Source organism: Paenibacillus sp. A14 (assembly GCF_036864815.1).
GTDB lineage: Bacteria > Bacillota > Bacilli > Paenibacillales > Paenibacillaceae > Fontibacillus > Fontibacillus sanfengchensis.
Genome location: NZ_JBAGJD010000002.1, coordinates 534,987 through 557,970 on the forward strand (window position 1 = coordinate 534,987; position 22,984 = coordinate 557,970).

General features: G+C 55.6%; 14 protein-coding genes. 5 read left to right on the top strand and 9 right to left on the bottom strand.

Features of this window, described 5'->3' with window-relative positions; genetic code table 11:
• Positions 1 to 1,028 precede the first annotated feature (1,028 nt).
• Positions 1,029 to 3,344, top strand: a complete 2,316-nt coding sequence (locus V4U88_RS06785; protein ID WP_442951871.1) for a bifunctional 2',3'-cyclic-nucleotide 2'-phosphodiesterase/3'-nucleotidase — start codon at positions 1,029 to 1,031, stop codon at positions 3,342 to 3,344.
• Positions 3,345 to 3,508: 164 nt separating this feature from the next.
• Entirely contained in the window at positions 3,509 to 4,417 is a 909-nt protein-coding gene (locus V4U88_RS06790; RefSeq protein ID WP_334072505.1) for a DUF4405 domain-containing protein, read from the top strand.
• 67 nt (positions 4,418 to 4,484) lie between these two features.
• Here V4U88_RS06790 and V4U88_RS06795 read toward each other — a convergent pair whose 3' ends face one another.
• A complete protein-coding gene (locus tag V4U88_RS06795; protein ID WP_334072506.1) occupies positions 4,485 to 5,618 on the bottom strand; it encodes an SGNH/GDSL hydrolase family protein in 1,134 nt (377 codons plus the stop codon).
• 303 nt (positions 5,619 to 5,921) lie between these two features.
• Here V4U88_RS06795 and V4U88_RS06800 point away from each other — a divergent pair, with 303 nt between their 5' ends.
• Entirely contained in the window at positions 5,922 to 6,911 is a 990-nt protein-coding gene (locus V4U88_RS06800; RefSeq protein ID WP_334072507.1) for a copper amine oxidase N-terminal domain-containing protein, read from the top strand.
• 84 nt (positions 6,912 to 6,995) lie between these two features.
• Here V4U88_RS06800 and V4U88_RS06805 read toward each other — a convergent pair whose 3' ends face one another.
• The 4 genes from V4U88_RS06805 to V4U88_RS06820 form a co-directional block, all read right to left on the bottom strand.
• Entirely contained in the window at positions 6,996 to 9,380 is a 2,385-nt protein-coding gene (locus V4U88_RS06805) for a phosphoketolase family protein (protein ID WP_334072508.1), read from the bottom strand.
• Positions 9,381 to 9,554: 174 nt separating this feature from the next.
• On the bottom strand, positions 9,555 to 10,280 hold the full coding sequence (locus V4U88_RS06810) for a GntR family transcriptional regulator (protein ID WP_334072509.1): 726 nt from the start codon (positions 10,278 to 10,280) through the stop codon (positions 9,555 to 9,557).
• Positions 10,281 to 10,384: 104 nt separating this feature from the next.
• Positions 10,385 to 11,368, bottom strand: coding sequence for an SMI1/KNR4 family protein (locus V4U88_RS06815; RefSeq protein ID WP_334072510.1), 984 nt, complete (start codon positions 11,366 to 11,368; stop codon positions 10,385 to 10,387).
• A 403-nt stretch (positions 11,369 to 11,771) separates the two neighbouring features.
• Positions 11,772 to 12,824 carry an elongation factor G gene (locus tag V4U88_RS06820; protein ID WP_334072511.1) on the bottom strand — a complete coding sequence of 351 codons (1,053 nt, stop codon included), beginning with the start codon at positions 12,822 to 12,824 and terminating at the stop codon, positions 11,772 to 11,774.
• Between the two features lie 365 nt (positions 12,825 to 13,189).
• Between V4U88_RS06820 and V4U88_RS06825 the strand changes: the two genes are divergently transcribed.
• Both V4U88_RS06825 and V4U88_RS06830 read left to right on the top strand, forming a co-directional pair.
• Positions 13,190 to 15,925: a glycoside hydrolase family 9 protein gene (locus V4U88_RS06825; RefSeq protein ID WP_334072512.1), complete on the top strand. Its 2,736-nt coding sequence runs from the start codon at positions 13,190 to 13,192 to the stop codon at positions 15,923 to 15,925.
• 63 nt (positions 15,926 to 15,988) lie between these two features.
• Positions 15,989 to 19,012, top strand: a complete 3,024-nt coding sequence (locus tag V4U88_RS06830) for a glycoside hydrolase family 48 protein (RefSeq protein WP_334072513.1) — start codon at positions 15,989 to 15,991, stop codon at positions 19,010 to 19,012.
• A 58-nt stretch (positions 19,013 to 19,070) separates the two neighbouring features.
• Here V4U88_RS06830 and V4U88_RS06835 read toward each other — a convergent pair whose 3' ends face one another.
• The 4 genes from V4U88_RS06835 to V4U88_RS06850 all read right to left on the bottom strand — a co-directional run bounded on the left by V4U88_RS06835 (position 19,071) and on the right by V4U88_RS06850 (position 22,970).
• Complete coding sequence (locus V4U88_RS06835; RefSeq protein ID WP_334072514.1) at positions 19,071 to 20,204, bottom strand: amidohydrolase family protein; 1,134 nt, start codon at positions 20,202 to 20,204, stop codon at positions 19,071 to 19,073.
• Positions 20,205 to 20,693: 489 nt separating this feature from the next.
• Positions 20,694 to 21,515: a TIGR02452 family protein gene (locus tag V4U88_RS06840; protein ID WP_334072515.1), complete on the bottom strand. Its 822-nt coding sequence runs from the start codon at positions 21,513 to 21,515 to the stop codon at positions 20,694 to 20,696.
• Entirely contained in the window at positions 21,493 to 22,077 is a 585-nt protein-coding gene (locus V4U88_RS06845; RefSeq protein WP_334072516.1) for an NADAR family protein, read from the bottom strand. The genes V4U88_RS06840 and V4U88_RS06845 overlap by 23 nt, the downstream gene beginning before the upstream one ends.
• Entirely contained in the window at positions 22,074 to 22,970 is an 897-nt protein-coding gene (locus V4U88_RS06850; RefSeq protein WP_334072517.1) for an NUDIX hydrolase, read from the bottom strand. Before V4U88_RS06850 ends, V4U88_RS06845 begins: the two co-directional genes overlap by 4 nt.
• Positions 22,971 to 22,984 lie beyond the last annotated feature (14 nt).

Below are 22,984 nucleotides of genomic sequence, written 5' to 3' on the forward strand. Positions count from 1 at the left end.
GCCTGGAAAGAATTCCGCTAATTTGCTCTGATCGGGCCGGAGTGACCGAAACTGAGCTGAATTAGCTGGGGCAGGTAAATGCGCGAGGGCCTAGGCCCCGTCTTGGAGGCTGGCACGGCTATGGTTGGGCCCTGGCAGTGAATTAACGGGAAAACCTCCCGTTAAATGACGCGCGAGTAGCTAGGGGCGAAGATTAACTGGAAAAAGTACCGCTAATTTGCCATGATCGGGCCGGACTGGCCAAAATGGGCTAAATTAGCGGGAGAAAATCCAGATAATTGGGCGAGGCCCCACCAGGTGAGCGAAATTAACGGGAGGAAATCCCGTTAATACGAGAGGACGACGGGACCGGACAACACACTCAGAAAATCGAGGCTCTCAGGTGAAGGATTAGTTAGTTGAGTAATATGATTTGCCTGCGGTGTTTAGATACGGTAGAAGATAAAGGCAAGTTTGAGCTCTGACAATGTTTGTCTGGACGAGGGTCTGGGCTCCGCCTTGGAGGCGAGCAAGGTCATGGTTAGCTGTGGATTGGCCCTATTAGGCTAAGGTTGGGCTATGATTGGGCCATGATTGGCATGGTTGGCATAGTTGCATAGTTGCATAGTTGGCATAGTTGGCATAGTTGGCATAGTTGGCCATGGTTGCCATGATTGGCCAGGGTGGGCCCTGGGCGGCGGATTAACTGGAAAACTTCCCGTCAAATGACGCGCGAGTAGCTAGGGGCGAAGATTAACTGGAAAAAGTACCTCTAATTTGCCACGATCGGGCCGGACTGGCCAAAATGGGCTAAATTAGCGGGAGAAAATCCAGCTAATTGGGCGAGGCTCTACCATATGAGCGAAATTAACGGGAGGAAATCCCGTTAGTGCATGGGGTTTTCCCGTTATCCTAACGTTCCCCCCTCCTCTCCCCGCAAAACTGATCCAAAATGCGCATGACAACTTGTCCCGCTTCCCTTAAACTATGAGTACCATTTGCATTCTTTTCCAGTCCCCCTATTTTCTCACCCCTATTTTAAAGGAGGAATGAACTTGTACAAACCCGGCAAATCCAAACGCATTCTGATCCTGGGCATCCTTGCGGCAAGTCTGACCGCCCTGCCCTTCTCGGCGGCTGCTAACGGCGGCGGAACCACCGGCCCCACCGTGGAGCTCCGGATCATGGAAACCACCGATCTGCACGTGAACATGGTCAATTACGACTATTTCGCGGATAAACCTACCGACGAGTACGGGCTGGCAAAGACGGCGACGCTGATCAAGCAGGCCCGCACCGAAGCCAAAAACAGCCTGCTCATCGACAACGGCGACCTGATCCAAGGCAATCCGTTGGGCGATTACGTCGCCACGGTGGAATCGTTGAAGGAAGGCGAGACGCACCCCGTCTTCAAGGCGATGAACCTGTTGGATTACGATGCCGGCAACCTGGGCAACCACGAGTTCAACTATGGCCTCGATTTTCTGGAGCGGTCGCTGGAGGGGTCGGATTTCCCTTACGTCAACGCCAATGTCTACATAGACGACAAGGACGGAGATCCTGCGAACGATAAAAACGCCTTCACTCCATACCTGATTCTCGACAAGGAAGTCACCGACAACAGCGGCGCCAAGCACAAACTCAAGGTGGGGATCATCGGCTTTGTGCCGCCGCAAATTATGGTGTGGGACAAGGCGAAGCTTGAGGGCAAGGTCGTTGCCAAAGATATTGTGGAGACGGCGGAGAAGTTTGTTCCTCAGATGAAAAAAGAAGGCGCCGACCTCATCATCGCGGTTCCGCATTCCGGCTTCGAAGACATTCCGCAAACCCCGCTGATGGAAAACTCGGTCCTTTATCTAAGCAAGGTTAAGGATATCGACGCTATTTTGTTCGGGCATGCGCACAAGGTATTCCCGGATGCTTCCTTCGAGGGCAAGCCCGGCGTTGACTTGACCAAGGGCACTATCAACGGCGTGCCTGCCGTGGAACCCGGATATTGGGGCAACAACCTGGGGATTATCGACTTAACCCTGGAGCAAAAGAGCGGCAAATGGACCGTGAAGAACTCCGCCGTTGCCGTGAAACCGATCTTCGACAGCGCGAAAAAGGTCCCTTTAGTCGAGGCGGGCCAAAGCATATGGGATGCGGTCAAGGAAGAACATGAGGCCACGCTGGAATATGTCCGGGGGCCGGTCGGCAAAACGACCGCACCGATTAACAGCTGGTTTGCGCTGATCCAGGACGACCCGTCCATCCAAATCGTGACCAATGCGCAAAAATGGTACGTGGAGCAGCATCTGCAAGGCACGGAATACGAAGGGCTTCCCGTGCTGTCGGCCGCAGCGCCGTTCAAGTCGGGCGGACGCCAAGGCGCGAATTATTACACGGACATTCCGGCCGGCAGCATCGCCATCAAGAACGTCGCGGATCTCTACCTGTACTCCAACACGGTCAACGCCGTGCTGGTGACGGGCGCCGAGCTGAAAGAATGGTTGGAATGGTCGACCGGACAATTCAATCAAATCGATCCCGCCGATACGAAAGAACAAGCCCTGGTCAACTACGACTTCCCGACCTATAACTTTGACGTAATCGATGGCGTCACTTATCAGATCGATGTGACGCAGCCCGCCAAATACGATGCCAAAGGCGGCGTGCTGAACGAGAAGGCCAGCAGGATCGTCAATCTGTCTTACAACGGGAAGCCGATCGATCCGGCGCAGAAGTTCGTGGTCGCGAGCAACAACTACCGCGCCTCATCCAGCAAGTTCGCCAATCCGGACGGCAAACGGATCATTCTCGCTTCGCCGGATGAGAACCGCCAGGTCGTCATCGACTACATTCGCTCGAACGGCACGATCAACCCGAGCGCCGACGGCAACTGGTCGCTGGCGCCGTTCGGCAGCGCGAACGTGACGTTTGCCACTTCGCCGGCGGCCAAAGACGCTGTAGCCGGCAACGCGGCCCTGGCCGCCAAGCAGAACACGTTAACCTACCTCGAGAATACCGTGGACGGTTACGCCAAGTTCAAGCTGAGCGTGACGGCCGACGGCAGCAAGCCGGTGGCCCAGCCGGCGTCGCCAACCGTTCCGCAGCCGAATCCGGAAGAAACGCCGGTGACGACACCGGAGCAACCCGCTCCGGAAACCGCGAAACCGGCGCCTTCCGCTCCGGCGGAAGTCCCGGCTCCGGCCGAGCCACCGGCGGCGGCCAAGGAGACGGTCCACGTCGTCAAAAAGGGCGATAACCTGTACCGTATCGCCCTCGACCACAACACGACATGGCGGGAATTGGCCAAGTATAACAAGCTGGCGAATCCGCATCTCCTCCAGATCGGACAGCACATCCTCATTCCGGCGAAGTAACAAAGGCCGGACCGAACGAACCCTGACGCAGCCAAGCAGCTGCGCCAGGGTTCGTTTCGCTCTGCCCGGCATCCTCCCCAACCGCCTCCGGAGCATTTAAGATTCACTTAAGGTTAGCGGCGTATTTTAGGAGATACATCATAACCGGGGAGGCTCAAGTCCAAATGATAACATCCGATGGATCCGGCAAAGAAACCAGAAAAAGAAGCATCACCTATTTTAAATTCGGCTTGGATTTAATCATGGCGCTGACTTTTGTGCTATTTTTTAACAAGCAGGTCCTCGGCGGGCTTACGTTTCATGAAATAGCGGGAATCGGCTTCGCTGCGGCTTTTCTGACCCATATGGGGCTCAATTGGAGGTGGATCGTCAAGGTGACGGCGAAATTGTTCGACCGCAAGCTGCCGCTGAAGACCAAGTTCAGTTACTTGTTGAATGTCCTGCTGTTGTTGTCCATGACCTTTGTAATCGTCTGCGGACTTTTTATTTCCAGGGTGGTCTTTCCCGCGCTACGCCTCGGCAATGAGTCATGGTTCAAAGTCGCCCACATGTCCGTCGCCTACTTGGTGCTGATCCTCGTCGCGGTGCATATCGGCTTGCACTGGAAATGGGTCGTGGGCGTCTTCCATCAAATCGTCCGCTACCGCATGAAAAAGCCGCTCCCCGCCATGGCTGCAAAGCTGGCCGCGGCCGCGCTGCTGGTGTTCGGCTGCTATCAAATCTATACCTCGAACTTCGCCATGCATTTGCGGGGCGTCGCCCAGGTGGTCGGCTTCTCCACCCCGTCGGTGCACGCGGGAGAACGGGACGGCGGCCGGCCGGAAGGATTCGGGACGACCGCTCCCACGGAAAGTAGGGGGGAACGCGGCGGGTTCGACAGAGCGGACCACGAAGGCGGATTCGTGGGTAGAGGCGGAGGCGCCAGCCCAAACGTTTTTGGCGTCGTCGGAGAATATCTCAGTATGATGTCCGTGTTTATTATTGTCGTTTACTACCTGGATCAATGGCTCCTGAAGCGGAATGCCGCGAGGAAGAAGCAGCGCCTCCAAAAAGCGGGCCCGGCCGGTACGTAACGGATGGCGAAGCTCAGATTCATGCCCGGCCACCTGTTTATGGACAGGTCAGGGCCCCTCTAACCCTCTAACCTTTCAATATCCCGCCCAGATACCCCGACAGCGCCTCGGCCGCCTGGACATGCGCCCGTTTCCCCGGGTGCGTGCGGGAGCCGACGGTTTCCTCGGTCGTGTCGGGCAACTGGAAGACGGAAACCCGGCGGTCTCCCGTGGCCCGGATATACGCATCCACCGCGCGGTAGATGGCCGGCATCAGCGGGATGCCGATCATGCCGTACGCCCAGACGATATGGGCGTGCCCGTTATTTTTCCGCAGCTTTCCAAGGAAGTTCTCCACCGCTCGCTCAAAAGCCCGCAAATCTTCCTCGTTGTATGTCCCGTCCTCATTCAAACGCTGCTTATACGTTTCTCCCGTAACCGGGTCTCTCCACGCCGGATTGGTAAAAGCCCCGGCATCATTCGTCCCCAGATTCACGACCACCGCATCCGGCTGCCAAGAGGAAAAATCGTGCTCGCGAAACGCCCCCAGCGCTTCGTTCCCGGCCCCTGTCAAAAGTCCGCAAACCTGTCCGTAGTAATCCGGTATATTGCCCCTCGGGTTGTTATCCCAACTGGTCAGCACGCCCCAGCCGCTTTGGGAGATCACCCGGTATTCCGCATCCAGGGCTTCCGCGGTCATATAGGTGTAATTGTCCACGGCGCTGAACCACATCGGAATCCAGTCCTCTTCTTCCCGGGCTCCGACCGCTCCCTCGCCTGACGTGATGCTGTCGCCGATAAACTCGATCTTAACCGACTTGTCCTCCACAGGCATGAAAGCCCCGTCAAATTTCACCGCGTGTATCCGCAAAGAGCATCCCGGATCTCCGCTCATAGCCTGCACGTCTTTGACGACCCGGACATTTTTGATCTTGGCGGGGTTCATCCCCCTAACAAGACAAACCCAATACCGTCCCTTGGTCAGCATCTGTCTGCTCACGGGCGCGGAGTTGATCAGCACGGTAATCCAAGGCTCGTACTGATCATAATCCACTTCCACTTCGATCCAAAGCTCGGATCCCTTGGCGTTCAGTTCGATCCCACTGCCCGTCCAGAACAACGTTAAAGGCGCCAGATTTCCTGTGGTCCGTCCGTGCACTTTCAAATGCGTAATCTCCGACAATGCGTACTGTTTCAGCTTCTCCTGATCTCGATTTTCCAAGCTCGTCTCTCCTCCATTCAATTTCTCGTATGTGATAAGTCCGTGCTTCCCCTTTCCCTGCTATTTTGCGGCAATTCCTATGTAAGTCCGCGCCGGAACTGATCTAGGATGTTTGAGATGATCACTCTCTATATTAACAATTCAGAAATCTCCAGCACTATGGAGGCGAATTCCAACGGTTGCTCCAAATGTGGGTAATGTAATATTGTCTCCCGTGAAACTCATTTCTTTGCAATTCCGTCTACATTAATAGGTTCGGTATTTCGATGCAGCATCAAATCTAGAACAAAAGGTGTGAATCCAATGAAGAAATGGATGACGGCAAGCCTTGTTTTCGCCCTGCTGGCTGCCGGCGGGACGGATGCTTATGCAGCGGCGGTACGGCAGGCTTCGCCGCAACTGGTGATCAAAGGAGCCGCGGTCAAGGCTGATGCGGCGCCTATACTAAAGTCAGGACGTGTGCTCGTCCCGCTTCGGGTCGTAACGGAAATGCTCGGCGGGAAGGTGGCCTGGAACACGGCCGAGCAAACCGTAAATATCCGGAAGTGGACGGACACGATCCAGTTGACGCTTGGCAAAAAGACCGCGGTCCTCAACCACTCCGGCGAAAGCGAACCGCAAACTTGGCGGCTCGAGGTGCCGGCCGACCAGGTGAAGGGCCGAATTTACGTCCCGCTGCGGTTCGTATCGGAAGCGTTCGGCTACCCTGTGGATTGGGACGGGACCACCGCCAAGGTGAAATCCCCGCTCAGCGCGGCGGAGCAGGAGGTTCTGGCGTCCGGCCCGCTGGAAAAAGCGCGGCAGCTCGTAATGGCCCAAATGCGCGCGGGCAAGATGCGGCACAAGCATGAAGGGGTCACCTCCCGGACCGAGAGCGAATATTGGGAGACGGCTTTCCTGTTTCCCGAAGGCGAAGCGCTTCGCGGCTATATGATCCAGGGCAATACCATCACGCGGTTTGAGTTCACAGAGGATTTCCCCGTGGCGGTTTGGCAGGCCTATGTGAAGGAAGGCGAGGACAAGACCTCAATCCTCCAGGGCCATTGGACAAAAGCCATTGGTGAGAATCCGTCGATGAAAAAGGCCTACTTCACCTACACATCCGGCGGATGGGGGGACAGCAACAATGTGGAAACCGGCCGCATCGACCTGCAAGGCGAGTTCACCTCGCTCGGCTACAAACGCACGGTCGGCGGCGACGTGACGGATTCGCACGGGACGATCTCCTACACGCTGCCAAATGAGCAGCGGCAAGAAACCGTCAAGTTCATAAAGACGGGACCGGACAAGTAAGCTTACGGATCCACGCCTGCCCCTCTAAATAAAAAGTGCCCGGCCCGATACGCGATCGGAGTCCGGGCACTTTTTCATTTCAGTTTACTTCAACGCGGTCCAAACCCAATTCTCTACCTCCGGCAGGTCGAAGCCTTCCTCCTGGATGTACTCGTGATGTTTCTTCAGTATGGCGTCCATCTCCTCGACGATGGCGGCGTATTGGCCGGCGTCCGGCAGATTCAGCACGGCTTCCTTCACCAGGTCGAAGCGGTCCATTTGGTTCAGCACGCGCATATCGAACGGAGTTGTAATGTCGCCGTTTTCGCGATAGCCGTGCACGTGCAGGTTATGGTTGCGGTGCTCAAAGAACAGGTCTTTGATCAAGCCTTCATAGCCGTGGAAGGCGAAGACGACCGGTTTATCCTGCGTAAAATAGCGGTCGAATTCGTCGTCGGACAAGCCGCGCGGGTCCAGCTTTTGGCTTCTGAGCTTCAGCAGGTCGACCACGTTGATATAGCGGATTTTCAGCTCCGGCAGCTTCTCATGCAGAATCGAGATCGCCGCCAGGCTTTCGATCGTCGGCTCGGTGCCGGCGGAAGCGAAGACGATATCCGGCTCCCCGCCTTGATCCGTGCTGGCCCAGTCGATCACCTTCAAGCCTTTCTCCACCAGCTCCTGCGCCTCTTCCGCCGTGAACCATTGCGGACGCGGGTGCTTGGACGAGACGATCAGGTTGATCTTCTGGCGGTCGTTCAGCACCGTGTCGAACACGGCCAGCAACGTATTGGCGTCCGCCGGCAAATACTCCCGGATAAATTCCGGCTTCTTGTCGGCCAGATGGCCCAGCAAGCCCGGATCCTGGTGCGTGTAGCCGTTATGGTCCTGCTGGAACACCGTCGACGTGGCCACGACGTTGAGCGAAGGAATGTCCGCGCGCCAGCCTTGATCGGTCGCCTTGCGCAGCCATTTGAAATGCTGGGTCAGCATCGAATCGACCACCCGCAGGAACGCTTCATAGCTGGCGAAGAATCCATGGCGGCCCGTCAGGACGTAACCTTCGAGCAGGCCTTCCGCCTGGTGCTCGGACAGTTGGGAATCGATAACGCGGCCGTAAGGCGCCAGGAACTCGTCGTTCGGTTCTTTGATGGCGTCCAGCCATTGGCGTTTGGTGACCTCAAACACCGGGCCCAACCGGTTCGACATCGTTTCATCGGGCCCGAAGATGCGGAAGTTCCGGTTCTCCTCGTTGATCCGCACCACCTCGGCGATGTATTTGCCCAGCACGGCCATATCCTGCGCAATTACTTTGCCCGGAACGGAGTTATCCAGCGCATAGTTGCGGAAATCCGGCAAGCGCAAGTCTTTCACGAGTTTGCCGGCATCGGTGACCGGATTTTTGCCCATCCGCCGTTCGCCCTTCGGCAGGATTTCGGCGATCTCGGCTTTCAAGCCCCCGTTTGCGTCGAACAACTCTTCGGGACGGTAGCTGTTCATCCATTCCAGCAAAGCCGGAGCATGCTGCATGTTCTTTTGATCCGCCGGAATCGGAACCTGGTGGGCCCGGAAGGAGTTTTCGTTCGGCACGCCGGCCCATTCCTTCGGCCCCGTCCAACCTTTAGGGCTGCGGAACACAAGCATCGGCCAGGCCGGACGGGTCGGATCGTTGTTTTTGCGCGCATGACTCTGAATGCTATGAATCCGCTCAATGATCACGTCCAGCACGAGAGCCATTTCCTTATGCATCCGCGTGGGGTCTTCCCCTTCGACAAAATAAGGCTCCCAACCCATCCCTTTAAAATAGGCCGTAATCTCCTCTTTCGATTGACGGGAAAGGATCGTAGGGTTGCTGATTTTGAAGCCGTTCAGATGCAGAATCGGCAGCACCGCACCATCCGTAATCGGATTGATGAACCGGTTGGAGAACCACGAAGCGGCCAGAGGTCCGGTTTCCGCCTCGCCATCGCCCACCACGACCGCGGAAATCAAATCCGGGTTATCCAAAATCGCGCCGACGCCGTGGGAAAGCGAATACCCCAGTTCGCCGCCTTCATGGATCGATCCCGGCGTCTCCGGAGCCGCATGGGAGGCTACGCCGCCCGGGAACGAAAATTGCTTGTACAGCTTTTTCAAGCCGGGGATATCCTGCGTGATTTCGGGGTAAATTTCCGTATAGCTGCCGTCAAGGTACGAATTGGACACCATAACCTGGCCCCCATGGCCCGGGCCTTCGATGTAGAACATGTTGAGATCGTACTTCGTGATGATCCGGTTTAAGTGCGCATAAATAAAGTTCTGCCCGGGAATGGTCCCCCAGTGCCCGATCGGCTTAATCTTCACGTCCGAAGCTTTCAAAGGTTCCCTTAACAGCGGATTATCCTTCAAATACAGTTGACCGACGGAAATAAAGTTCGCGGCGCGCCAATAAGCGTCCAGCTTCTCCAAATACGTTTTCGACAAGTAGTCCAGTTGTGCGATGGGTACTCCCATGTCATTCACTCCTATCTCTGTGTTCGTTCGTTTGTGAAACATTTCACCTATGTATCTATCATAACGACTTTTTCAAAAAATGATACGGTCCAATTTTGTGAAAAGATGAACATAATATGAACATTGGTCGTGCCAGTCCCCAAAAAAAATAAGACCGAAACCAAAGTTTCAGTCTTATCGTTGCACCGATACAAATGTATTGAATTTCATATATTTGTAGTGGAAGCGCATATGGGAAAATTCGAACGGCGTTCCGTTATCGAGGAAAAAAACCCCTTCCATGATGCCGACGGGCTCGTTCTCCTGCAAGTTCAGCAGTCCCCGGTCTTCCGGCCGGGAAGGCTCCGCGAATATCGACAGAAAGGACTTGGTTACGGCCATATTGTGCGCTTCTTCCAAGTAGTTGAAGATCGAGCCTTCGATAATCGTCTGGTTCAAATTTTGCACGATTTTGATCGGGATGTAGCCGGTCTCAATCATAAACGGCTCCTCATCGAACAGGCGCAGACGCACGATTTTGTATACAAAATCGTGCGGTTCCAGAAACAAATCGCGCTGCAGCTCCTCCGTCGGGGAGATCACCTCGAAGCTCAGCACTTTGACTTTCGGCTTTTTTCCGTCCATCTGAAAATTGTCCGTCACGCCCAGATTCGAACCCTCGTAATTAAAGATCGATTCGTTCTTGAGATACAGCGGATTGATGAAGGTCCCGGAGCCGCGCTTCTTAAAAATAATCCCGTCGCTCTCCATCTTCGCCAGCGCCCGTTTCACGGAGCTGCGGCTCACCCGGTACGTCTCGCTAAGGCTCCGCTCGTCCGGCAATCTCAGGTCCGGGTACCGACCCGCGTGGATGTTCTTTTTCAGGTCATCGATAATTTGTTTATAGATTAATGGTGGCATGCCGACCTCCTTTTCAAAGGTTACTTATTTAGCTCCGGTCAGGAAGGAAAACAACCCGCCCGAATCGGGGCGGGCTTGCTACCCCCTATTATATTTTAGCTTTCTTACGCCTGCTCCGCATTCGCCAAGCCGCGGATAAAGGTTTCGAAGTCGGGGGCGAGCCGGGTGATGCGGTTGTTCTCTTTTTTGTCCACATGGACCACTTCGGGCTCGCGGTCATTTCCCGATTCCCGGTAATCCAGCATCACCACTTCATACGCGGAAGGGCAGTCACAAATGACAACCCCGATTTCGGGATATCCCCCTTGCTCGATCAGCGTCCGGCTGCCCGCTTCGCCGCACAACGAGTGCTTCTTCGTCCGGCCGATACCCAGAATTCCCGCGATTTCGACCGTTTCCCTGCCCGCGCCCGATTCGGACGGGTCCACCGGGAAAAACCGCTGGCGGGGAACGCCTCCGTTATGCTGTTTCATCATTTGCACGTAGTAGGCCGGCAGGCGGAAGACCAGCTCTTCCTCCACGGAAGCCACCAAATCGTCCGTCGGCGGCTCGGACACATACTTCTCCAGCGCCTCCGCGCTGTCATCCCAAAAGCCCGCCATGCCGGTACCGGCAGCGGCCAGTCCGGCGGCCGGTTTGGCCGCCTCGTTAGGCTTGCGCTCCTCGCCTCCGTCAGGCATCGCCGCCGCAGATTCCTCCGCTGGTACCTCCGCAGACTCCTCGGCCGACGCGTCCTCGGCCAGCCTGTCCCGGATCCAGCCGAGGAATTCCTGCGTGTCCTCATCGCCGGGGTCCAGCCGGTCCGCGGCTTCAAAAGCGCGCAAAGCCTCTTCATACCGCTCCAAATAGTAGTAGGCCAGTCCGATCCGATAATGCCAAAGCGGGTCTTCTTGCCCCTCTTCCGCCACCGTCAGGAACTGCTCCACCGCCTCTTCATACCGCTCGAGGTTGTTCAGCGCCCGGCCCAGATGACTGACCAGAGTATAGTCGCGCTCCTCCGCGGGGACCTCCCCGATTGCACGGACGATTTCTTCAAACTGATCTTCTTCGTGCCACGCCTCCAATTGGGCGATCAACTCTTCTCTCATTCCCGTTGCCTCCGTTCCTTCGTTTTAAGTAAATAGCCATCCAGTCTGAACTAAACATCCTTCGTCAACATCCAACATTGTAGATATCAAACGCCGCCGCTGGAGCACACACTTAACTGCTATATTAACTGGAAAACCTCCCGTTAATATACCGCCCTTGACCCTTGGATCCGATTTAGCTGGAGAATCTCCATCTATTTCGCGATCTAATTGCCGATATACGCAATTTCAGGCGAATTACCGGTAGGTTTTCTAACTAATGCACCTCTGCAGCCGCTTAGGCACCAAATTACCGTGAGGAATTCCCGTTAAATTCAATTAAACCATTGGCGTTGAGCAAGAGTGTGATAAGAACACTTCCCGTCGATGTCTTTTATGCTAATCAATAGCTCAGTCTTTATGGCTAATTCTCGTCGTCCAAATCCTCTTTCCATTTATCCATATCATATACGATTTCAAACCTGTTTACAGGGTGGGCACTCTCCTCCAGAGGAGCGTAACCCCCTATTTTCATAGAGAGTTCCATTATTTGCGGGTGATGATGCAATTCCTCCAAATGATCCATTATGGCGGATAGTCTGGACCTCATGGTCAATTTGCAGACATCCCCCTCCTTACGGAGACTTGCATGTTCCCCCGCGTTCAACCAGGAATTTTCCTCAAAGTAAGCCCTGCTGCAGGTCAAATCCAGCTCAATCACCGGCTCGTACATCCGCCAATCCGCCTTCTTCAAAGCCGTCTCAATCGACCCGCGGGCTCCTGTAACATAATAGTAATCACGGTAAAAACACATCCGGCAATGCATCTTCGTGACCTTGATCCCGCAGTCCGCCACCGGATATCCCATGGTCACCCCCTCGGTTAGAAACTTTGTGGAGTAAAGCTCCAGCGATCTTAGGAACAGCCGGGATCCGAGTTTCAATCCTTCCTCATCATCCTTATGGCAGCAGTAACTTACGATCTCTTGATCGGGCACATGAAGTTCAAAATCATACCCCGCCCCAAGCTTCCGCGGTTTCAACTCGACCTCCACGCTCGCGTACAAGTCATTTAGGCTGGTCACTCTCGACGCGCCGCCGTTTAGCTTCTTATGTATGTCATCGGTGGATTCCCTGTAGATTATACAGGTATTCTTGAGGCTTAATTCCACGCCCTGTTCCTTCATAAAATCATGGATCCGCCGGAGATGCAAATAATCATTTCCTATAAAAACAATGCTTGTGAACTTCCTCGACCCACCCTCCGCAAAATCAAAATGAGCGCCGATCACGACATCCTTGTCGTATTCCCGGAGATGTTTTATCCTTTCAAAGACCCGGTCCCGGTGCTCATTACACTGTGGAAAAGGAAGCGCAATGCCCAGGTATTTCATGTTCAAATCCGGCAGCAGACTTCTCTGCTCGTCCAGATAAGCGGTCATTTTGTCAAAATAGAGCTTTCGTGTATTCTCCGTCAAATCCCATACAATCCTCTCTCGATCCCTTATTCACATCATATCGGAGCTGGGCCCGCCAGGCAAATGAGCAAACCGGAAAATAATTATATACTATTTATAGAAAAATTTTACTGTAAACTCTAGAAATACAAACCATTACTTGGTATATTATGGTCATGGACCATAGTCTATCTATAAAGCCCAGTCAGCGCGTCCTTCACTCTTAAATGAAAGTGAGGTGAACGGGCTGTTTTTATTCTAGCGCAAGTGATACTCAAATTTAACAGCATGACGATACGAGTCAGAAGAGAAGTGCAGCAAGTTCCGACATGTAAGGCTATTCGTTTGTTGAAGTAGGATCACATCCGAAGGAGAGATGAACTGCTATGAGCAAATGGGTAAAGAAAGGCGGGATATTTTCTTTCAGCTTTTTGTTAGCGCTTACAACTTATTCGGGATGGACCTCTCTCACTCCTGCCGCCGATGCGGCGGCATCCGATTACAACTACGCCGAAGCGCTGCAGAAATCGATCTATTTCTATGAGACGCAGCGTTCGGGAGTTCTTCCTGAGAATAACCGCGTGGAATGGCGCGGCGACTCGGGACTGCAGGACGGCGCGGATGTCGGCCATGATTTGACGGGAGGATGGTATGACGCCGGAGATCATGTCAAATTCGGATTTCCGATGGCTTCAACCGCAACAATGCTCGCATGGTCTGTGTATGAGTACCGGGAAGGATACGAACAGTCTGGACAGCTCGATGAAATATTGGACAACATCCGCTGGGCGACGGATTATTTCATGAAGGCCCACACGGCCCCGAACGAACTGTGGGGACAAGTCGGCAACGGAACGGCCGACCACAATTGGTGGGGACCCGCGGAAGTTTTGCCGATGGCGCGGCCCGCCTTTAAGATCAACGCGGCGCATCCCGGTTCCGATCTGGCCGGGGAAACGGCCGCGGCGCTCGCCGCAAGTTCGATTATCTTCAGGGACAGCGACCCGGTTTATGCGGACAAGCTGCTCCGGCATGCCAAAGAATTGTATGCCTTTGCCGATCAATACCGCGGCAAATATTCGGACAGTATTACCGATGCCAAGCAGTTCTACAACTCCTGGAGCGGGTATGCCGACGAATTGAGCTGGGGGGGTGCATGGCTTTATTTGGCCACGGAAGACGAAACGTACCTTGATAAAGCGATCGCCGCCAGTGAACTGTGGGGCACCAACCAGCAAGGGGATTGGGACTACAAGTGGACACACGCCTGGGACGACAAGCATTACGGCGCGCAGCTGCTGCTGGCCCGGATTACCGGCGATCCCAAATTCATCCGCTCTACGGAAAATAGTATGGAATTCTGGACGACCGGAGTTTCGGGCACGGGTGAGCGCGTAACGTATACGCCCGGCGGCCTGGCGCATCTCGATCAATGGGGCGCACTCCGCTATACCGCAAATCAGGCCTTCCTTGCTTTTGTCTATTCCGACTGGGTCAGCGATCCCACGAAGAAAATAAACGCGCGTTCATTCGCGGAACGGCAAATCTTGTACATGCTCGGCGATAACCCCCGCGAGAGCAGCTATGTGGTCGGCTTCGGCAGCAATCCGCCGCAGCATCCGCATCACCGCACTTCGCACGGCTCCTGGGCCGATAGTCAAAATGTGCCGGAAAACCACCGCCACATCCTGTATGGGGCGCTGGTCGGCGGTCCCTCCAAAACCGATGCTTACACCGATTCCATCGGCGATTATGTATCCAACGAGGTCGCAACCGATTATAACGCCGGCTTCACCGGCGCGTTGGCCAAGATGATGATCCTCCACGGCCAGGGACAGCAGCCTGTTCCTTCCTTCCCCGCTCCCGAAGAACGTGAGGACGAAATGTTCGTCGAGGCTTCGGTCAATGCCAGCGGCAGCAACTTCGTGGAAATCCGCGCTCTGCTGAACAACCGCTCCGGCTGGCCGGCGCGCGCCAGCGAGAGCATGTCCTTCCGGTACTATGTCGATCTGAGCGAAGCCGTCGATGCCGGATACGGACCGGAGGACATTACCGTAACGGCGGGCGGCTACAATCAGGGAGCCACAGTATCCCAACTGCAGCCGTATGATGTCGACAGGCATATTTACTACACAACGGTCGACTTCACCGGGACACGCATCTATCCGGGCGGGCAATCCGCCTTCCGCAAAGAAGTGCAGTTCCGGATCGCAGCGCCGCAAAACACCAACTTCTGGAACAACGCCAATGACTTTTCCTTCCAGGGCGTAGCTAGCGGAGGCGCGGCCCCGGCCAAGACACCGTACATTCCGGTGTATGACGGAGGCCGGCACGTATTCGGCGAACATCCGGCGGGAGGCGGAAATCCGGGTGAGCCTACCGTGCCCGCAGCACCGCGCAACGCCAAGGCTGTGCCGGGTGACCGTATCGTCCGGCTGTCCTGGAACGCCGTAACCGGCGCCGCCGACTATCTGGTCAAGAGATCGCTGACGAGCGGCGGTCCTTACGAAACGGTGGGAACGGTGACGGAACCGGCCTTTACCGATGCCGGGGTCATTAATGACACGACGTATTACTACGTCATCACCGCCAAGAACGACGTCGGCGAAAGCCCGCCTTCGGCCCAGATCAGCGCCAAGCCGCGCACCGTTCCGGTTCCGGCGGAAGGCGACTTGGTCGTCCAATACCGGAACAATGACGCTAACGCCGGCGACAACCAGTTCCGGCCGACTTTCCGCATCGTGAATACCGGCGATGAGGCGGTGGCGCTAGGTGATCTTACCCTGCGTTACTACTACACGGTTGACGGGGAGCAATCCCAAGAGTTCCATTGCGACTATGCCGTCATCGGCAGCGGCAACATCAACGGCCGATTCGTCAAAATGGATTCTTCCGCAACCGGCTCCGATTATTATCTCGAAGTTTCCTTTGCTCCGGAAGCGGAGAATTTGGAGCCCGGCGGCGACACCGGCGAAATTCAGGTCCGCGTCAATAAAACCGATTGGAGCCATTTCAACGAAAGCGATGACTATTCCTACAACGGGACGCAGCAAGCGTTTGCCGCTTGGGACAAAGTCACGCTCTACCGGAACGGGACCCGGATCTGGGGCCTCGAGCCTTGAATCATGTCTTAAATGGGACGAAAGAATTGACAAAACCAATATAATCGAAAGGATGATGTAAGGATGACGCATTTAGTCAAGTGCAGGAGACCTGCTTCGATCCTGATGACCGTGGTTTTATTCTTTTCCGTGGCAACGACCGGCGTGTTTGGGTTCGGGACGCCCCGGGCCCAGGCCCAGGAACCGGCTCCCGAGCAGGCTGAGGCAGCGTTGCAGGCGGCTTCCCCGGAGGAAACCCGTTTCCTCCAATTGTATGACCAGCTTAAAGACCCGGACAACGGCTACTTCTCGCCTGAAGGGATCCCTTATCATTCCGTGGAAACACTGATGAGCGAGGCGCCCGATTACGGCCATATGACGACCTCGGAGGCTTACAGCTATTGGCTGTGGCTCGAGGTGCTGTACGGGCACTACACAGGCGATTGGAGCAAGCTGGAAGCGGCTTGGGACAACATGGAGAAGTATATCATTCCGGTTAATGAGGGCGACGGCAAAGAGGAGCAGCCGACGATGAGCCACTACAACCCGAACAGTCCGGCGACGTATGCGGCGGAGTATTCGCAGCCGGACCGGTATCCCAGCCAGCTCAACGGCCAGTACGGGGTCGGCAGAGATCCGCTGGACGCCGAGCTCAAGGCCACATATGGAAACAACCAGACCTATCTGATGCATTGGCTTCTCGACGTGGACAACTGGTACGGATTCGGCAATCTGCTGAACCCGAGCCATATCGCCACCTACGTAAACACGTTCCAGCGCGGGGAGCAGGAATCGGTGTGGGAAGCCGTCCCTCATCCTTCCCAGGACGATAAGTCCTTCGGCAAGCCCGGCGAGGGCTTCATGACCCTGTTCACCAAGGAGAATCAGGCGCCGGCGGCGCAATGGCGTTACACGAACGCGACCGATGCCGATGCCCGGGCCGTTCAAGCGATGTATTGGGCGAAGGAGCTTGGCTACGACAATGAAGTCTATTTGAACAAAGCCGAGAAGATGGGCGATTACCTTCGTTACGGCATGTACGATAAATATTTTCAGCAAATCGGCAGCGCGGCGGACGGAAGTCCGGCGGCGGGCACCGGCAAAAACGCCAGCCACTACCTCATGGCCTGGTACACATCTTGGGGCGGCGGCCTGGGACAGTCGGGGAATTGGGCTTGGCGGATCGGAGCCAGCCACGCGCACCAAGGATACCAGAACGTCGTTGCGGCCTACGCCCTCTCCGATCCGGACGGCGGGCTGATTCCCAACTCCCCGACGGCCGGGCAGGACTGGGATACCTCGCTGAAGCGGCAGCTAGAATTCTACACCTGGCTGCAGTCCGCCGAAGGGGCGATCGCCGGGGGCGCGACAAACAGTTGGGACGGCGCTTATAAAGCGTACCCGGCGGGAACGAGCACGTTCTACAGTATGGCATATGACGATGCCCCCGTTTACCATGACCCGCCTTCAAACAACTGGTTCGGCATGCAAGCCTGGCCGGTGGAACGGATCGCGGAATTATACTATATCCTGGCCTCGAAGGGAGACACTTCATCCGAAAACTTCCGCATGGCCAAACAGGTCGTGAGCAAATGGGTCGACTGGTCCATGGATTATGTATTTGTGGATCAAAAGCCGGTAACCGACGCGGAGGGGTACTATCTGGACGAGCAGGGTAACCGTGTGCTCGGCGGTCAAAACCCGCAAATCGCCACGGTTTCGGCACCGGGCGACTTCTGGATTCCGAGCAACCTGGAATGGCAGGGCCAACCGGATACCTGGAACGGCTTCGGCAATTACACCGGCAACCCCGGCCTCCGCGCCGTAACCAAAAACCCCGGACAAGATACCGGCGTCCTGGGCAGCTACATTAAAGCATTGACCTTCTTCGCGGCGGCCACCAAGGCGGAGAACGGCAGCTATACCCCGCTTGGCGGAGAAGCCGAGCAACTGGCCAAATCGCTGCTCGACACGGCTTGGGAGCACAATGACGGCGTAGGCATTACGAAGCCTGAAGCGCGCGCCGATTACTACCGCTACTTTACGAAGGAAATCTATTTCCCGGCGGGCTGGAGCGGCAAGAGCGGCCAAGGCAACACGATCCCGGGAACGAATACCGTTCCTTCCGATCCGGCGAAAGGCGGCAACGGCGTTTACGCCAGTTATTCCGATGTCCGTCCGGACATCAAGAACGATCCCGCCTGGTCCTACCTTGAAAACAAATACAACACGTCATGGAACCCGCAAACCCAGAAGTGGGAGAACGGGGCGCCCGAGTTCACCTATCACCGCTTTTGGTCCCAGGTGGACATGGCCACGGCCTACGCCGAATATGACCGCTTAATCAACGGCGGCGGTGGCGGCCCGGTTGAGCCGGTCGCCCCCAAAGCTCCGACGAATTTGAAAGCGGTTCCCGGGGATGCCCAGGTCTCGTTGACTTGGAGCAAATCAAGCGGCGCCGATAGCTACACCGTGAAACGGGCTTCGGTCAGCGGCGGCCCTTACACCGAAATCGCCACGATTTCCGGGACGTCCTATGTGGACCTCGATGTCGTCAATGACACGACGTACTACTATGTGGTCAGCGCCGCCAACGAGGTCGGCGTCAGCCCCGATTCCGCCGAGGTGAGCGCCAAGCCGACGCCGGTGGAAGGCGATCTCAAGCTGCAGTACCGCACGAATGACACGAATCCGGATGACAACCAGATTCGGGCCCAGTTCCGGATCGTCAATACCGGGGAAGAAAGCGTGGATCTCAGCGATGTCAAGCTGCGTTATTATTTCACGGTCGACGGGGACCAGGCTCAGCAGTTCCATTGCGACTACGCGGTCATCGGCAGCGGCAAGGTGACCGGCTCGTTCGTGAAACTGGATCAAGGCAAAGACGGCGCCGACTATTACCTGGAGGTAGGCTTCGCATCCGATGCGGGAACGCTCGCACCGGGCGCGGACACCGGTGATATCCAGGTTCGCCTCAACAAGGCCGATTGGTCCAATTACAGCGAAACGAATGATTTTTCGTATGATGCGACCAAGACGGCGTATGCCGAGTGGGAGCGCGTGCCGCTGTATTTTAACGGCAGCCTGGTTTGGGGACTTGAGCCTTAAAACCGCCGTTTAGGGAAAAAACAAAGAGGGTCATCCGTCGGGATGCCCCTCTTTGTTATTACGGAGTTGATTCCGTCAACTTCGTCAACTCAAAAATCAGCTCATTGGCCATCCGCTTGTTCAACCGGTACGTTTCGAATTTGCCGGCTTTTGCGGACAAGGTCTTGATCGTTTGAATCTGCGTATCGGTCGGCGGCTGCCGTTCGATCAGCCCCTCATAATTTTGGCAAGCGACCTTCATGGCGGTCTCCGGAGAAAGCAGATCGATGGTTTCATATAACGCTTTCGCCGCTTGTTCGATCGTCACACCAAATCCGGCATCCGTGGACAGCATGAACCGGTCGGGGTATTTTTCCATCAGCGGCACGAAGTCCTCCAATTGGTTGGTGCTTTCGGGATTATAAGCCGTAAACCCTGCAAAAAAATCAATGTATAAGTTCGGATGCTTGCTTAACAAAGCCTCAATATTTTCCGGAGGATTATAAGCGTTGGCATGTCCGAAGATGATGACGGTATCCGGATGCTGATCCAGGGCTTCCTCGAGATGGGCGACCGGCTCGCCGTTGGGCGGGTCGATATGCAGAAGAATCGGCACGTGGTATTGGGCCGCCAAGTCATATATTTTCGGAAAATTCCCGTCGTTCGGATGCTCCGCCTTCCAGGCCACCCGGGACACCGCTTGCGAGTAGGTCGAAGCGGCGGCCACCTCCCCGATGTTTAAATAGCCCTGCTCCAGGTTTTGCTTAACGATGGATACCCCCTCCTCTTCATAGATCGGAAATCCCGCAAAGGAAGGATATACGCTCGAAGGCGCTTGCCGATATTGCTGCCAGGCCAGTTTATCCGTTTGTTGGGCGCTAGGCTCCGAGATATTGCCGAACAGCACAAGGCGGTCGATCCCATACTGCCCCCATTTTTTAAGCGCACCGGGATCGGCCGCATCATGGTTATGTATATCGATGACCGTAAGATCCTGATAGATTTCGTACAGTTCTTTGCTTGAATCCTTGTTCTTCCTCAGACCTTCTAGGAAAGCAACTTCTTCCTTGGGTGTATACTCGGTCAATGGCTCGACCTTGACCTCGGTCCCTTTCTTGTCACCGGCAGTCTCCTCTAATGACGCGCACCCCGAGAATATGACAGCTGCGAGAGTTAGCGCACATAGGGCAAAATGACGCAACGCTTGAGGCATAGGCGTTCCTCCATCTTTATTATTTTGCATAACCCGTGAAAATTTTCAGCTCCGCTTGGAAGCGCTATCAAATTCTATTAAGAATATATCGCATGGAGCCGCTAATATCCACCTAAATTTGGAAGGGTACCCTGAAATGACCTCCGACCCAGAAACTCGCTATTTGAGCAGATGGTAATCCCCCATCAGACAACCCCGTTTACATAGAATTCCTGCATACGTGCAGGTTTTTTTCTTGTTCGAAACAAAAAATTAAAAATCCCTGCAATCTGCAGGAATTTTCGACGAAAACGGCTCATTTCTCTAAAATCACTAGAAGTTCCTGCAGATTTGCATCTTTTTTTGCATCCCCTCGTGGATTGAATTAAATACCTGCAGATTTGCATCCTTTTTAGAGTTGGAAGTGTGCTGGCACCTTGAGTACGATACAAAAAAAGGAACGATTTCTCCTTTCTAATAGAACATGGGCATCCCCGCTATCGGGTAGCCTTAGAACGCATTTTCGAAAGCCTTGATGCACGCCCCATCCTTCGAACGGTCCAGGACCGAGAACCGGATTTCGGCAAACAACGTCCCAAAGCCCTCGTCATCCAAAAGCTCCCGCCACCATCTCGCCACCTTCACCGGATCGTTCCGGAATACGCCGCAGCCGTAAGCGCCCAGAATCAGGTTCCGGTCACCCTTATGGGCGAAGATCGCCAAGGCCAGCCGCATCCGGTCTTTCATCACGCGCTCCGCTTGCAAGGGGTCCTCCCCTTTGAGCAGGACCTGCCCATAGTTCACGGCGGGCAGCGTCAGTACCGACGCCGTGACCGGCCGCTCGATCAGCTCGAACCGCGGGTCGCGGAAAAACACCACATCCGGCGAATAGATGGCATGATCGGTGTACATCATCGTTCCGCAGGCCCGATTGGCCTTATAGTAGCCTTCGTTGCGCAGCTGCGTTTCGTACAGACCGCTGGATGCCGCCAAGCTCTCCTCCTGGGCCATCGCGCCGTTCAGGAAGCCGCCCCCGGGATTTTTGGCGCTGGCGAAGTTCAGCACGCCGACGCGTTCTTTTCCCGCTTCCCCAAAGTCCAGGATCGTCTTCACCGTAGCCTCGTTGGCGACGGAACGCGCGGCGGCCTGCGACAGCCTCGGCAGCCCGGCGCTTGCGCGCACCAGCTCCGCCCCCCGCTCGGCGTCGAACAGCTCGCTGTTCTCCTCCGAACGCTTCTGCGCCGCGGCAAAATCCACCCGGCGCCCCTCATATTCATAGAACCCTTGCTGTTGAATCCGCAAGGTGTCCTCAGCAATTCCTTTTCGTTTCATTTCCGTTCCCTTCTTTCAATAATAATTCGTCACGGGCTTCGGTCAGCGCAAAGCCCAGCAGATTCCGCCCCCGCCATTTTACGGGGTTCTCCGCATCCGGGTTCGATTGTCCCATCCCGATCCCCCAAATGCGGTCCCGCGGACTGGCCTCGACCAGAATGCGGTTTTTCGTCGATTTGAGGTAATCGCCAAGCTCCGGATTTTGCGAAAACTTGGCCAGGCTGCCTCTTTTCACAATGCCGTAGCACGCGCTGTCCCAAATCTCCTTGTCAAAGTTGCGGACCGCGCGCCCGTAAGCCTTCATCTCCTTCGGATGCTTGGCCCCCAGGATCGCCTCCAGCATCTCGCTGTCTCCGAACAGCCGGGCTTTCTCGGCCATCATAAACTGCTCGGCGCAGGAATACTTCGTACCCTCCACCTCAAACGGGCACATCCACCACTGACTGAAGCAGCTCTTGTCGACGCCTCCGTTTTTCGGTGGGGTGTGGCCCCAAAAGAACACAAACTTGAACGTTTTCCCTGCGTTATAGGCTTGTCTTAGTTCCTCGATATTGTAAATCATCGGTGTCCCTCCAAATTCCTCCGATACAAGCGGGAGGGCCGGTGTCCCGCGTTTTCGGTATAATGGTCCGTTTCCGTCACCAGATCCGCGACCTTCCGGCGGAAAGCGGCTTTCAGCAGCTCTTTATCCAAAATGACCTCGTACACCTGCTGGAGCTCGGTCAAAGTGAACAGCTGGGGCATCAAGTGCAGGGCGATGTCGGTGTAATTCACCTTTCCGCGCAGCCGCTCGATGGCGCAGGCGATGATCTTGGCATGGTCAAAAGCCAAACCGTCATTGGCTACGATCGCATAATCCGTCCCAGTCGAAGCGGGCTTGGCCGTCACCGTTCTCGCCACGACTGCTGTAAGTTCCTCTTCCTCGGCACTCAGCTTGAGTTCGTACTCCAGCGTCTTGACGTACCCGCCCTCCTCGAGCAGCTCCTTCCGTTCCCGCAGCAGCCGGTAGGTTACCTTGAACCAGGCGGCCTCGGCCGCATCGTCCCCCGCCTTCAACTGTACCTGGTCACTGTTGATCAGAGCCATATAGCTGCAGCTCATCACCCAGGTGCGGGGGTCACGCCCGATATCGCTAAACGTGTACAGCTGCTCCAAATAAACGTCAGCGACACCGGTCTCCTCGCGCAGCTCGCGCGCGGCGGCCTGCTCCGTCGTCTCGTTCGGCCGGACGAAGCCGCCCGGCAGAGCCCATTTGCCCAGAAAGGGGTGCCCTCCCCGGCGGATGAGCAGAATGCGCAGTTCCTTCTCGGGAAGCTTACGGTAACTGTCGGCCTCCGCGTCCGTGACCGTAAAAATCACCATGTCCGCCGCCACTGACGGGCGCTCAAAGTCCCCGGCCCGGTACTGCTCCAGAAACTCGCGTTCCGTCAGTCCATCGCGATCTCTCAAATCCATCGGCTAAACCCGCC